The following is a 13,402-nucleotide window of genomic DNA, read 5'->3' on the forward strand; positions in this document are numbered from 1 at the left end:
GTAATCATAAAACAAAAAAATTAACTGTTATGCTTTATAATAAAACAGTTAAACCGCTTACTTTTACTATATATATAAACTGTATTAATATAAAAAACCTAGTTCCAATTGCGAACTAGGTTTGATATAAAATCATGACAACGTATTACTTACCGTCATGTTTATTGCTATTATTTTTTAACTCTTCTTCAGTTACAACTCGTAAATTGTTTGAAGGATCGGCTGCACCTTCATCTGTAAATCTTGCTTCTTCAACGTGCTCTTCTTCTTGTTCAGACACATTAGAGAAACGATCTTTTTGTTCATTAATGAAACCTTTAGGATCTTGTTTTACTTTTGAAGCATAACCTTTAGGATCCTGTTTTACTTCATTATATGTTTCGCCAGCTTTTGAACTGATTTGACTAGCGATATCTTTTGCATTTTGTTTGTATGATTCTGGATTAGATTTGTATTTACTGTACTCATCTTTTAATTTATCTCTATTTTCTTTTTGGGAAAGCACTACTGCTGCAGCTGCTCCCCCTATGCCTACGATTGCTTTAAATAATTTTGACATAATATTTACACCTCTTCTTTATTTTAATCCTAATAGTTTAAAATCTTGCTGAGTTAAATGACGATATTCTCCTGATGCTAATGTTGAATCAAGTTGTAAGTCGCCAATACGAATACGTTTCAAAGCTAAGACTTCATTATCTATAGCATGAAACATTCGCTTCACTTGATGGTAACGTCCTTCATATATTGTGACAAACGATTTGTTTAATTCATCACCTTGGACTAATTTTGCAGGTTTCGCCAATCCCTCATTTAATTCAATACCCACTTTAAATGCATTTATATCATTTTTTGTAATGTTTTTTTGAGAAATCACTTCATAAGTTTTAGCGACATGTTTACCAGGACTCATTAATTCGTGATTAAATTGTCCATCATTGGTAATCAATAAAAGTCCTTCTGTATCTTTATCTAATCGGCCGACTGGAAACAAATCTAAGTATCTATAGTCCTCTATTAAATCGAGCACTGTCTTGTGCTGTTCATCTGTTGTAGCTGATATATAGTCCTTAGGTTTATTAAGCATGAGATAGACTTTGTTAACAAAGTCTATCTTTTGGTCATTGACTTTCACTATTTCTAGTTCTGGATTAATTTGCTTCTTAGGTGACGTTTCTACCTTATCATCAATTGTGACTTGCTTCTTTTTTAAGCGTTGTTTTACTTCTGTTCGAGTGCCAACACCCATATTTGATAAAAATTTATCTAATCTCATTTAATAATACCTAATTTGCGTCTGATTTTATTTGGAATTTCACCTAAGAATTGATCAGCAAGTCTTGTTTTCATTGTCATGCTACCATAAATCAGCATACCTAACACAACACTTATAACAAGAATAATTAGAGAACCTATTTTATGTTCTGGAGAAATAAACATTTGTAATATGAAGAATGTCAATTCAACCCCAATCATCATGATAAATCCATACATAAATATTTTTCCAAAGTGTAACCAAGTCTCAGAAAAGTTAAATTTCGCATACTTTTTAAGAATATAAAAATTACATAACACTGCAAATAATAACGCGATTGCCGTACTTAAAATTGCGCCTGCCGTATGGAAAGTAACTATAAGCGGCGTGTTTAAAATAATTTTTATTACTACTGCTGCTAAAATGACAAATACTGTTAATTTTTGTTTATCTATACCTTGTAACATTGACGCTGTCACACTTAATAACGCGATTAATATTGCAACGGGTGCATAATAAAATAATAAATGGCTACCGTCAATATTATAACTATAGAAAACTGTATACAGAGGTAAGGCCAATGCCATAATACCTAAACTGGCTGGCACTGTTATGTACATTAATACACCTAAAGATGTGCGTATTTGTCTGTGCATTTCATGTAACTGGCCTGATGCATAAGTCTTTGTAATGAATGGAATCAAACTCACAGCAAAACCCGCTGATAAAGATGTCGGAATCATCACAATTTTGTTAGTTGTCATATTCAGAATTGAGAAAAAGTAATCATGCAAATTGCTTGGTACACCTGCTAAATTCAACGCACTGTTATGTGTAAACTGATCGACTAAATTAAACAGCGGGAAGTTCAAACTTACAATAACGAAAGGAATACTATATGAAATAATCTCTTTATACATCTTGCCATATGAGACATCCATACCTGTATGATCCGTTGCAACCATGCGTTCTATGTTGCTCTTTCTTTTTCTCCAGTAATACCATAAGACGATGATTGCTGCGATTGCACCGATTGCCGCTGCAAACGTCGCAACACCATTCGCTACAAGTACACTACCATTAAACACATTAAGCACTAAATAGCTTCCTATTAAAATGAATAAAATACGTGCAATTTGTTCTATAACTTCTGATACCGCAGTTGGCCCCATAGATTTATAACCTTGGAATACACCACGCCACGTCGCTAATAATGGAATAAAAATGACCACGATACTAATAATTCTTATAATCCAAGTAATATCATCAACAGTCCAGCCACCATCTACATGACCTTTATTGGCTAATGTAATACCAGCTATGCTTGGAGCTAATAAATATAATACTAAAAATCCAATAAATCCTGTTATGGTCATAACAATAAAACTAGATTTATATAGTTTTTCACTAATTTTATATGCGCCTAACGCATTGTATTTCGAAACATATTTTGATGCTGCCAATGGCACACCTGCTGTTGCGATGGCAATGGCAATATTATATGGGGTATACGCGTAGTTGAAAGGCGCCAGATTTTCTTCTCCACCAATTATGGCGTAGAATGGAATAATGTAAATTACACCTAATACTTTAGTAATTAAAATACTTAGCGTAATTAAAAAGGTCCCTCTCACTAACTCTTTACTTTCACTCATTCAGATCGTCCTATCTCAAATTAAATTTTACACTCGTAATCTTAATAATAACGTGATAACTACTTTTTTTCAAAACTATATTACTATAAAATAACACTATACGCTTATGGGAGGCAATAAAATGTATCAAACAATTATAATCGGTGGCGGTCCTAGCGGGCTAATGGCAGCTGCTGCGGCAAGTCTCAATAATCATAATATTTTATTAATTGAAAAGAAAAAAGGACTCGGTCGTAAATTGAAAATTTCTGGAGGCGGACGTTGCAACGTAACAAATCGCTTACCTTATGATGAAATCATCAAAAATATACCCGGTAATGGGAAATTTTTATATAGCCCTTTTTCTGTTTTTGATAATGAATCTATCATCCATTTTTTCGAATCTAGAGGCGTTCTTTTAAAGGAAGAAGACCACGGTCGTATGTTCCCCGTCTCTAATAAAGCACAAGATGTTGTTGACGCACTCATCAATACTTTGCAACAGAATAACGTAGAAATAAAAGAAGAATCCACTGTATCATCAATTGAATACACGGACCAACATACTTTCACCGTAACATTAAATGATCAGCAACAATTTTCAAGCAATAGTTTAATTATTGCCACGGGTGGCACAAGCGTCCCTCAAACTGGTTCAACAGGTGATGGTTATAAATTTGCCGAACACTTGGGACATTCCATTACTGAATTATTTCCAACTGAAGTACCCATCACTTCTTCTGAAACATTTATCAAAAACAAACGTCTCAAAGGTTTGAGTTTAAAAAATGTTGCGCTATCCGTTTTAAAAAAGAATGGTAAAACACGAATCACACATCAAATGGATATGTTATTCACTCACTTTGGAATTAGTGGACCCGCTGCACTAAGGTGTAGTCAATTTGTATATAAAGAACAAAAGAATCAAAAAAAACAAGATATTCAAATGCAACTGGATGCCTTTCCTGAACTTACCAAAAATGAACTCGAACAAAAGATTAGACGTTTGTTAGAAGAAACACCTGATAAATTTGTTAAAAATAGTTTGCATGGCTTAATTGAAGAGCGCTATTTGTTATTTTTAATTGAGCAAGCCCATATCTCAGATGATTTAACAGCGCACCATATTGCCAACGCACAAATTAATCAACTTGTAGAATTATTAAAAGGATTTACCTTTACGGTTAACGGCACACTTTCTATTGAAAAAGCCTTCGTTACAGGAGGTGGTGTTTCATTAAAAGAAATACAACCCAAAACAATGATGTCTAAGTTTGTACCTGGTTTGTTTTTATGTGGTGAAGTACTGGATATCCACGGTTATACAGGTGGATATAATATCACAAGCGCCCTTGTCACAGGTCATGTAGCTGGCACTAATGCAAGCCTTTTCCAAATTGATGATATATAGTAAAAGATAACATTGAAATCCAATAGTTTCATTAACATTTGATAAAGTAACAGTGCATCATTCACTGTAAAGCCATTACTATATGGACAAATAAACCATTATAAATAAACTGTTGATTACCTTAAGAAAGCCGAGACATATGCTTATGTCTCGGCTTTTAATTAACTACTTATTTTATAATTAAATACTTTTAATATCTAAACCTTCATCACCAAATTCATCCATACCACCTTCAACATTCACTGCATTCACGCCATTTTGTTCAAGGTATTGAACGACTTGCGCACTTCTGCCACCGGCTTTACAGATAATATAATACGTTTCATTATCATTAAAATAGTTTAGATTATCTGGAATACTATTCATTGGAATGGTTTCAGCACCTGGAATGATACCCATCGCTGTTTCTTGATCAGTTCTAACGTCCACAATGTTAACTGGGTTAGCATCCAAAATTTTCTCTTTTAGTTCAGTTACTGTGATAGATTCCATAATTAATTCCTCCTGTGTTTATTTAGCGACGATATTAACAAGTTTTTTAGGAACTGCAATAACTTTTTTAATATCTTTACCTTCTATTTCAGATTTAACATGTTCATTATCTAGTGCGATTTGCTCCATTTCTTCTTTCGCAATATCTTTCGATACATTAATTTTAGCACGCACTTTACCATTTACTTGTACGACAATCTCAATTTCGTCATCAACAAGTAACGCTTCATCGTAGGATGGCCATGGTTGATAAGTGATTGTTTCATCATGGCCTAAACGTGACCACAATTCTTCAGATATATGAGGTGCAATCGGCGCCAGCATTTTAATAAAGCCTTCGATATATGGTTTATAAATTTCTTCCGCTTTATAACAATCATTAATAAATACCATAAGTTGACTAATCGCTGTGTTAAAGTTAAGCGAATTGTAATCTTCTGTAACTTTTTTCACTGTTTGGTGATAACTCTTATCTAAAGCCTTACTATGATTGTTTACCACTTTATTAGAAATTGAACCATCTTCTGTAATTAATAAACGCCAAATCCTATCTAAGAAACGTCTCGAACCATCTAAACCATTTTCGCTCCAAGCGATAGCGGCATCAAGCGGTCCCATAAACATCTCATATAAACGTAACGTATCCGCACCATGAGATTTTACAATATCATCTGGATTAATTACATTACCTTTAGATTTACTCATTTTTTCGTTACCTTCACCCAAAATCATACCTTGGTTGAATAACTTTTGGAATGGTTCTTTTGTTGGTACCACACCTAAATCAAATAATACTTTGTGCCAAAATCGTGCATACAATAAATGTAATACAGCATGTTCTACGCCACCAATATACAAATCTACAGGCAACCAATGTTTTAATTTTTCAGGATCTGCTAACATTTGCTCATTGTCTGGATCAATATATCTTAGATAATACCAACAGCTACCTGCCCATTGTGGCATCGTATTTGTTTCACGGCGGCCTTTCATACCTGTGGCTTCATCGACAACGTTTACAAATTCATCAATATTCGCTAACGGTGATTCACCTGTCCCTGACGGTTTTATTTCATCAGTTTCTGGTAAAAGTAATGGTAGTTCATCTTCAGGTACTGTCGTCATTGAGCCATCTTCCCAGTGAATAACTGGAATAGGTTCGCCCCAATATCTTTGTCTACTGAACAACCAATCTCTAAGTTTGTAGTTTACTTTACGCGTACCGGCATTTTTATTTTCTAACAATTCAATCGCTTTTTCTATAGCTGCTTCATTGTATAATCCGTTTAGTTCACCAGAATTAATATGCGGTCCGTCGCCAGTGTAGGCTTCCTTGCTCATATCTCCGCCTTCGATGACTTCTATAATTGGTAAGTCAAATGTTTTAGCGAATTCATAATCACGCTGATCACCACTAGGTACAGCCATGACCGCACCAGTACCGTAAGTGGATAGTACGTAATCTGCAATCCATATTGGTACTTGTTGCCCTGATAATGGATTAACAGCATATGCACCAGTGAATACACCAGACTTTTCTTTTGATAAGCCAGTACGTTCTAAATCAGATTTCTTAGCCGCTTCTTTTTGATAAGCTTCTACATCATCTTTATTATCTTCCGTAGTAATCAAATCTACAAGCTCGTGTTCTGGGCTAAGCACTAAAAATGACGCACCGTATATTGTATCAGGTCTAGTAGTAAATACTTCAATTTGCTCATTATAATCTTTCACATCAAATGCCACTGATGCACCTTCAGAACGGCCAATCCAGTTACGTTGCATATCTTTCAATGACTCTGGCCAGTCTAATTCATCTAAATCTTCTAACAATCTGTCTGCATATTCGGTAATTTTAAGAACCCATTGCTTCATTGGACGTCTATATACAGGATGGCCGCCACGTTCTGATACGCCATCAATAACTTCTTCATTCGATAATACCGTACCTAATGCTGGACACCAATTCACAGCCACTTCATCTACATAAGCTAAACCTTTATTATATAATTGTATGAAAATCCATTGTGTCCATTTGTAGTATTCAGGATCTGTCGTATTCACTTCTCTATCCCAGTCATAACTGAAACCAAGTTCTTTTATCTGACGCTTAAAGGTCTGAATATTTTCTTTAGTGAACTCTCGTGGATCATTACCTGTATCTAATGCATATTGTTCAGCTGGTAAGCCAAATGCATCCCAACCCATTGGGTGTAATACGTTATAACCTAACATACGTTTATAACGAGAGATGATATCTGTAGCAGTATACCCTTCTGGGTGACCAACATGCAGGCCTGCTCCTGATGGATAAGGGAACATATCTAAAGCATAAAATTTCTTTTGCCCTAAATTGTCGCTCGTTTTAAAAGTTTTATTTGCTTCCCAATAGTCCTGCCATTTCTTTTCAATTTCATTATGACTGTAATTCACTACTTTTCCTCCTATTCAATAAAAAAACACCCCAAACTATTATTTAATTACAAAGGGACGACTTTCGCCGCGGTACCACCCAAATTCACATTAAATGTGCACTCATTTTAACTAATAGTAAGAGATGTCATAAATTATCTTTAAGTCCTGGTAAGTTCACTTTAACTTAACACTAGGTTCCACCAACCCTAGTTCTCTGTAGATAAGTTTTAAAGTTACTACTCCTATACATTACTAATAATATTTGAAATAACTATTTATTTCAAGAGTAAAACCTGATTTAACAGGAAACATACTTATTTACTACATATGATAAGCATGTATAACTAAAAAATAAATTATTATATAAAGTAGTGAGACAGAGACCAACGTTTTTCACAGTGATTTCATAGACCCACGCCCGCAAGGATAATTAATGTTCATGCTTATACAAAAGGCACACTTCTGTACAAAGCGCTGACGATACATTGACTGCCAATTGAAAACGAGCCTAAGATATTTATTTATATCCCAGACTCATCATATATCTTACGTATCTTTTGGTAATTTTTTATCGTATATTAACAGGAATACCAGTGCAATAAGTAATAATACAATCATACTTAAAAACATAGCTTGCATATTAAACGAATCTACAACAACACCGCCAATTAATGGTCCAAAAGCTTTTCCCACAGTTGCAGCAGAATTAACATAACCTTGGAATGAACCTTCTTTCCCTTTAGGCGCTAATTGATTCGCTATTGTTGGTACGGCTGGCCAAACAAACATTTCTCCTAAAGTAAGTATAATCATACCTACCATGAAAATTGAAAATTGTTCAGCAAAACTTGTCACAAAGAAAGAGAGAATAAAGATGACAATACCAACAAGCATTTGATATTTTAGGTTTCCTTTTAACAATCTAATGACAGGTAAGATTAAAGGTTGCGCAACTAAAATCATAATGCCGTTAACTGTCCATAACAGACTGTACTGACTCATTGAAATATTGATTTCTTGAGTAAACGAAGCTATCGTACTTTCCCATTGAATATAAGCAATCCAACAAATACTGAACATAACGCATAATAGCGTTAGCGCTATAAACTGTGGTCTATATGCTTTAGATAAAAGACTCATTGCATCCGTTGATTTCACTTTAACATCTAAATTAATTTTGAATTGTGTCACGGCTACAATTGCAAATGCGACATACATTAATAAGTTCGCTATAAAAATATAATTAAAACTTAATTCTGCTACAAATCCACCTGATGCAGCACCAATGGCTACACCTAAATTTTGAGCCAAATAAATTGCATTAAAAGTTTGACGACCACCTTGTGGCCACACGGCGCCAGCCAATGCATAAATTGCTGGAACAATCATACCGCCACCAAATCCTAGTGCTACTAGCCATACAGCATACCATGGCCAACCATGGAAAAAATTAAGCAGTGTTGTACTCATCAAACAAATTACTGTTCCTATAATAATAGTACGATAACCACCTAATTTATCAAAAAGCATGCCCCCTAATAAGTTACCTATGACCATGCCAAATGAATTGATCATTAGTACTAATCCGGCGATAGTTAGACTTTTATCTAATTCTTCATTCATATAAATTGTATTTAATGGCCATAAGAAACTTGAGCCTGTGATATTTAATGCCATACCAATTACTAGCCACCACACTGATTTAGGCATATTCATAACATTAAGCTCCTTTCTACATCAAAATTTCTTATTTTACTTTAAACACTATATCATTAAAATATGTTAAAATCTTTAACTAGAATGAATTTAGAAAGGAAAATGTTATATGGGACAATTCTTCCCTTACGCATTCGAGAATAAAAGATATCATACATGGAATTATCATTTAAAAAATAAATTTGGACAAAAAATATTTAAAGTTGCAATTGATGGAGGATTTGATTGTCCAAATAGAGATGGTACCGTTGCACATGGTGGCTGTACATTTTGTTCAGCAGCTGGTAGCGGTGACTTTGCAGGTAATCGTGTAGATCCAATCGATGTACAATTTAAAGAAATAAAAGATAGAATGCATGAAAAATGGCACGATGGCCAATACATCGCCTACTTCCAAGCTTTTACAAATACACATGCACCCGTAGAGGTATTGCGTGAAAAATATGAAACTGCATTGAAAGAGCCTGGTGTAGTTGGTTTATCCATAGGTACACGTCCAGACTGTTTACCTGATGATGTAGTCGAGTATTTAGCAGAATTGAATGAACGTACTTACTTATGGGTTGAACTAGGTCTTCAAACAATACACCAAGAAACATCTGATTTAATCAATCGCGCACATGATATGAAAACTTATTATGAAGGTATTGCCAAACTACGCAAACATAATATAAACATTTGTACTCATATTATAAATGGTTTACCTGGTGAAGATTATAATATGATGATGGAAACTGCACGAGAAGTCGCTCAAATGGATGTACAAGGTATAAAAATACATTTACTTCACCTATTAAAAGGAACGCCAATGGTTAAGCAATATGATAAAGGCATGCTAGAATTTATGTCACAAGATGAATACACTAAATTAGTGTGTGATCAGTTAGAAATCATACCAAAAGAAATGATCGTTCATAGAATTACCGGTGATGGTCCAATCGATTTAATGGTAGGTCCTATGTGGAGTGTTAACAAATGGGAAGTTCTCAATGAAATTGATAATGAACTTGCTCACCGAGATTCATACCAAGGGAAATATTTTGAAAGCACAGTTAAGTCATGAAACTTGAACGCATTCTCCCTTTTGCTAGAACATTAATTCAACAACACGTATCAGATGACAGTATCGTGATCGATGCTACATGCGGTAACGGTAATGATACACATTTTCTTGCCCAACAAGTTCCAAACGGTAATGTCTATGCTTTTGATATACAAGATGAAGCTATTAAGCAGACACAACTTAAGATTCATGATTTTAACAATGTCACTATCGTTCAAGATAGCCATGCAAATGTCCAATCATATATTCCAAATTATCAACAAGGTAAAATTGACGCAGCGATTTTTAACTTAGGTTATTTACCAAAAGGAGATAAATCCATTGTTACACAAGCCGAAAGTACAATTGCTGCCATAAATGCAATATTTAATATTTTATCCATAGAAGGCATCATTATTCTTGTTATTTATCATGGCCATGATGAAGGCAAATTGGAGCGAGATGCTATTCTAGATTATTTGGAACAATTCGATCAAAATAAAGCACATATTCTAAAATATCAATTTATCAATCAACAAAATAATCCACCATTTATTTGTGCGATAGAAAAAAGATAAATTCTATCATTTAGTTTTCCTAAAGCACACGCTTTAAAAATAAAAAAGCTGCCAATAAAAGTATTTAAACTTTGTTGGCAGCTTTTTTGTGTAAATTACACTGTAAAATTCATAATTCCTATAGATTTAAGATAGATTTAAGACTGTTTTGAATAGTAGATGAGTTAGAATCAATTTCTTCTTTAAAAAAGTTTAAAAGACTTTCCCTTTGATCTTTTAAATCTTCATTAAAATGGATAATAACTGTACGTTCGTCGTTTTGTGGTCTTTCTTTAATAATCCACGCTTTTTCAACTAAATCATTGTACGTACGTGTACGTTTGTATGATTTAATATGAACAAAATCATCCATTTCTTTTAAAGTCATTGACCCTTCTTTCCAAAGTGTCAAAAGGATTAAAATTTCTTCTTTTGACATTTTATATTGCTTTTGAACTTTGTCAAAAATATCCTCGATATCTTTCAACACAGATTCTAATTGCAAAACGCCATCCACTTTTTCAGTAAATGTCTTCCCCATAGTGTAATCCCCCAATCATAGTATAAAGTTTAAACATGTAAAATTAATTTCAAAAAAATCATCAATCACTGTAAAATAAATTCTATACTGAATAAATATTAGAATTTTTAATAAAATTAATCTTATATACAGTTTAAATTTAAACTATGAATTATGCAATTAAATGAGATATTTTATTTTGCATTTCTTTCAAAATACCAACAGAACGGGTAAATAAAGTTTTTTCTTCATCGTTTAACGGTATTTCAAAAACTTCTACCGCACCTTGTCTGTTAATTTTTGTAGGGACACCTATATAGACATCTTCTTGACCATATTCACCTTCTAAACGACTGGATACGGTAAGCACTACATTTTGATTATTTAAAATCGCTTTAGTTATATGCACTAATCCCATAGCAATGCCATAATATGTTGCACCTTTAGCTTGAATAATGTCATAGGCTGCATCTCGTGTATTAACAAATATTTCTTCTATTCTATGTTGTTTTTCAGGATCATCTATTAACAATTGGTATAATGGCTGTCCTGCAATATTTGCTTGTGACCAAACAGCTAGTTCAGAGTCTCCATGTTCCCCAATGATTTGTCCATGAACACTTCTATCAGAAACGCCAAATTCTTCAGCTAATTCATATTTGAATCGTGCCGTATCTAAAATCGTACCTGATCCAATTACTTTTTCTTTAGGTAATCCAGAAACTTGTTGCGTTACATAGGTAAGTACATCAACAGGGTTAGTGGCTACTAAGAAAATCCCATTAAATCCAGATGCCATAACTTCAGAAACAATCGATTTAAATATTTTTGTATTCTTTTCAATTAAATCTAATCTCGTTTCTCCTCGTTTTTGAGCTGCTCCAGCAGTAATCACCACTAAATCAGCATTGTGACATGCTTTATATGAACCAGCTTTAATTTTAACAGGTGAACCTCCATACGGTGCCGCATGGTTTAAGTCCATTACATCACCTTTCACTTTGTCTTCATCTAAATCTATAATAACGAGTTCATCTGCCACACCTTGAGCTACTAATGCAAATGCATAACTTGATCCAACTGCACCATCACCAATTAAAACAACTTTATTACTTTTTATATATTCCATCACAGAACGCTCCTCACATGAAAATTAATAATTTATATTGTGATTTATTTCACAATATAAATATATCATTTCCTCCGAGCGTTTGCAATAGTTATTTGTGATTTATTTCACAAAAATATTAATTATAAGTTACAATAAAAATCAAATATAAAAAACGGTGAAATCATATCTTTTTAAAATTAGGATACAAATCCACCGCTTTTGCCACATACTGTATTATCATTGTATTCAGGTACTATGAAACTTCATTTTCATCATGTACTATAAATCCATTGTTACTTGCACTATTATTTAAAAACGCTAAAATATATCGCATGACTTCATCACGTTCAGGCTCGTTATGAATTTCATGATATAATCCTTCCCACGCTTTAAAATAAAGTTCTTCTGTCATTATTTTATCTTTTATTAAATCCATTGCGCTTATATCTGCAACTCTATCTTCTGTACCGTACATTAATAATAACGGCAATGATTTTACATCTTTTAAATGGTTGACTGTCTCTTTCATAATTTCAATAATCTGTTTATACCAGTAGTAAGTTACTTTATTTAACATCAATTGATCTTTATTCGTCTCTTCTATAACTTCTTCGTTTCTTGTTAAATCTTCAACTGTAATACCAACTTTAAATCGAGTATCTTTCGCAATTTTACCTATATTAGAAATAATTTTATCTTTTCTAGATTTATTACTTTTCTTAAATTCTAAAAGTGGTGAAAGCAACATCAGGCCTTCAATCGGCACTTCTGTTTTTTCTAATAAATTTAAGACAATCAAACCACCAAGACCTATACCTAGGACATAAGTTGGAATTTTATATTCATTTGCGATTCTAATCCATTCAAGTATATGCTCATGATATGCATCAAAATTATCAATTTGACCTTTATTTGAACGTGATGTTTGCCCTTGTCCTGGCAAATCGCCCATAATAACATGATATCCATTTCGGCGAAGCATCGTAATCACATATGCATATCTTCCAGTATGTTCAAGCATGTTATGTGCAATTACTACGACACCTTTTGCTTCATTTTCGGTTTCCCATTTCCACATAATCCATACTTCCCCTTCTACATTTAAATTCATTACGCTTATTGTATCAAAATACGCTATGCTTTTTCCATTTTAAACATATTAAATAAACATAAAACTAAATTTATTTCCCACAATAAATTTCTTATTTCGTTCAATACATATCTCATGAGTGTATATTGAAATTTAAAG

The 13,402-nt window shown here is 33.4% G+C and carries 12 protein-coding genes and 1 other annotated feature; of the genes, 3 read left to right on the top strand and 9 right to left on the bottom strand.

What is annotated here, in order from left to right:
- Positions 1–145 precede the first annotated feature (145 nt).
- From L987_RS08550 to L987_RS08560, 3 genes are read right to left on the bottom strand one after another with little or no spacing between them, the layout of a single operon-like run.
- Positions 146–559 carry a YtxH domain-containing protein gene (locus tag L987_RS08550; RefSeq protein ID WP_011302861.1) on the bottom strand — a complete coding sequence of 138 codons (414 nt, stop codon included), beginning with the start codon at positions 557–559 and terminating at the stop codon, positions 146–148.
- Positions 560–577: 18 nt separating this feature from the next.
- On the bottom strand, positions 578–1,276 hold the full coding sequence (locus L987_RS08555) for a pseudouridine synthase (RefSeq protein WP_011302860.1): 699 nt from the start codon (positions 1,274–1,276) through the stop codon (positions 578–580).
- Entirely contained in the window at positions 1,273–2,910 is a 1,638-nt protein-coding gene (locus L987_RS08560; protein WP_047504107.1) for a putative polysaccharide biosynthesis protein, read from the bottom strand. The genes L987_RS08555 and L987_RS08560 overlap by 4 nt, the downstream gene beginning before the upstream one ends.
- Positions 2,911–3,031: 121 nt before the next feature.
- Here L987_RS08560 and L987_RS08565 point away from each other — a divergent pair, with 121 nt between their 5' ends.
- On the top strand, positions 3,032–4,300 hold the full coding sequence (locus L987_RS08565) for an NAD(P)/FAD-dependent oxidoreductase (protein ID WP_011302858.1): 1,269 nt from the start codon (positions 3,032–3,034) through the stop codon (positions 4,298–4,300).
- Positions 4,301–4,480: 180 nt separating this feature from the next.
- Here L987_RS08565 and L987_RS08570 read toward each other — a convergent pair whose 3' ends face one another.
- The 3 genes from L987_RS08570 to L987_RS08580 form a co-directional block, all read right to left on the bottom strand.
- Positions 4,481–4,792, bottom strand: coding sequence for a rhodanese-like domain-containing protein (locus tag L987_RS08570; protein ID WP_002482987.1), 312 nt, complete (start codon positions 4,790–4,792; stop codon positions 4,481–4,483).
- An 18-nt stretch (positions 4,793–4,810) separates the two neighbouring features.
- Positions 4,811–7,225: a leucine--tRNA ligase gene (gene leuS / locus L987_RS08575; RefSeq protein WP_011302857.1), complete on the bottom strand. Its 2,415-nt coding sequence runs from the start codon at positions 7,223–7,225 to the stop codon at positions 4,811–4,813.
- Between the two features lie 50 nt (positions 7,226–7,275).
- Positions 7,276–7,466: a binding site (T-box leader), on the bottom strand.
- Between the two features lie 287 nt (positions 7,467–7,753).
- Complete coding sequence (locus L987_RS08580) at positions 7,754–8,923, bottom strand: MDR family MFS transporter (protein WP_011302856.1); 1,170 nt, start codon at positions 8,921–8,923, stop codon at positions 7,754–7,756.
- Positions 8,924–9,032: 109 nt separating this feature from the next.
- Between L987_RS08580 and L987_RS08585 the strand changes: the two genes are divergently transcribed.
- Positions 9,033–9,986 carry a TIGR01212 family radical SAM protein gene (locus L987_RS08585; RefSeq protein ID WP_011302855.1) on the top strand — a complete coding sequence of 318 codons (954 nt, stop codon included), beginning with the start codon at positions 9,033–9,035 and terminating at the stop codon, positions 9,984–9,986.
- Entirely contained in the window at positions 9,983–10,543 is a 561-nt protein-coding gene (locus L987_RS08590) for a tRNA (mnm(5)s(2)U34)-methyltransferase (RefSeq protein WP_047504111.1), read from the top strand. Before L987_RS08585 ends, L987_RS08590 begins: the two co-directional genes overlap by 4 nt.
- 118 nt (positions 10,544–10,661) lie before the next feature.
- On the opposite strand, the gene L987_RS08595 is transcribed toward L987_RS08590, so the two are convergent.
- The 3 genes from L987_RS08595 to L987_RS08605 all read right to left on the bottom strand — a co-directional run bounded on the left by L987_RS08595 (position 10,662) and on the right by L987_RS08605 (position 13,231).
- Positions 10,662–11,063, bottom strand: a complete 402-nt coding sequence (locus tag L987_RS08595) for a transcriptional regulator, SarA/Rot family (protein ID WP_002482982.1) — start codon at positions 11,061–11,063, stop codon at positions 10,662–10,664.
- A gap of 151 nt (positions 11,064–11,214) precedes the next feature.
- Positions 11,215–12,171: an L-lactate dehydrogenase gene (locus L987_RS08600; RefSeq protein WP_047504113.1), complete on the bottom strand. Its 957-nt coding sequence runs from the start codon at positions 12,169–12,171 to the stop codon at positions 11,215–11,217.
- A gap of 235 nt (positions 12,172–12,406) precedes the next feature.
- Entirely contained in the window at positions 12,407–13,231 is an 825-nt protein-coding gene (locus tag L987_RS08605; protein ID WP_011302852.1) for an alpha/beta fold hydrolase, read from the bottom strand.
- Positions 13,232–13,402: the final 171 nt, after the last annotated feature.

The organism is Staphylococcus sp. ZWU0021 (assembly GCF_000798895.1).
GTDB classification, from domain to species: domain Bacteria; phylum Bacillota; class Bacilli; order Staphylococcales; family Staphylococcaceae; genus Staphylococcus; species Staphylococcus saprophyticus.

Coding starts and splice junctions, on each gene's coding strand:
- L987_RS08550 (WP_011302861.1), bottom strand. CDS start 559: ATGTCAAAATTATTTAAAGCAATCGTAGGCATAGGGGGAGCAGCTGCA.
- L987_RS08555 (WP_011302860.1), bottom strand. CDS start 1,276: ATGAGATTAGATAAATTTTTATCAAATATGGGTGTTGGCACTCGAACA.
- L987_RS08560 (WP_047504107.1), bottom strand. CDS start 2,910: ATGAGTGAAAGTAAAGAGTTAGTGAGAGGGACCTTTTTAATTACGCTA.
- L987_RS08565 (WP_011302858.1), top strand. CDS start 3,032: ATGTATCAAACAATTATAATCGGTGGCGGTCCTAGCGGGCTAATGGCA.
- L987_RS08570 (WP_002482987.1), bottom strand. CDS start 4,792: ATGGAATCTATCACAGTAACTGAACTAAAAGAGAAAATTTTGGATGCT.
- L987_RS08580 (WP_011302856.1), bottom strand. CDS start 8,923: ATGAATATGCCTAAATCAGTGTGGTGGCTAGTAATTGGTATGGCATTA.
- L987_RS08585 (WP_011302855.1), top strand. CDS start 9,033: ATGGGACAATTCTTCCCTTACGCATTCGAGAATAAAAGATATCATACA.
- L987_RS08590 (WP_047504111.1), top strand. CDS start 9,983: ATGAAACTTGAACGCATTCTCCCTTTTGCTAGAACATTAATTCAACAA.
- L987_RS08595 (WP_002482982.1), bottom strand. CDS start 11,063: ATGGGGAAGACATTTACTGAAAAAGTGGATGGCGTTTTGCAATTAGAA.
- L987_RS08600 (WP_047504113.1), bottom strand. CDS start 12,171: ATGGAATATATAAAAAGTAATAAAGTTGTTTTAATTGGTGATGGTGCA.
- L987_RS08605 (WP_011302852.1), bottom strand. CDS start 13,231: ATGTGGAAATGGGAAACCGAAAATGAAGCAAAAGGTGTCGTAGTAATT.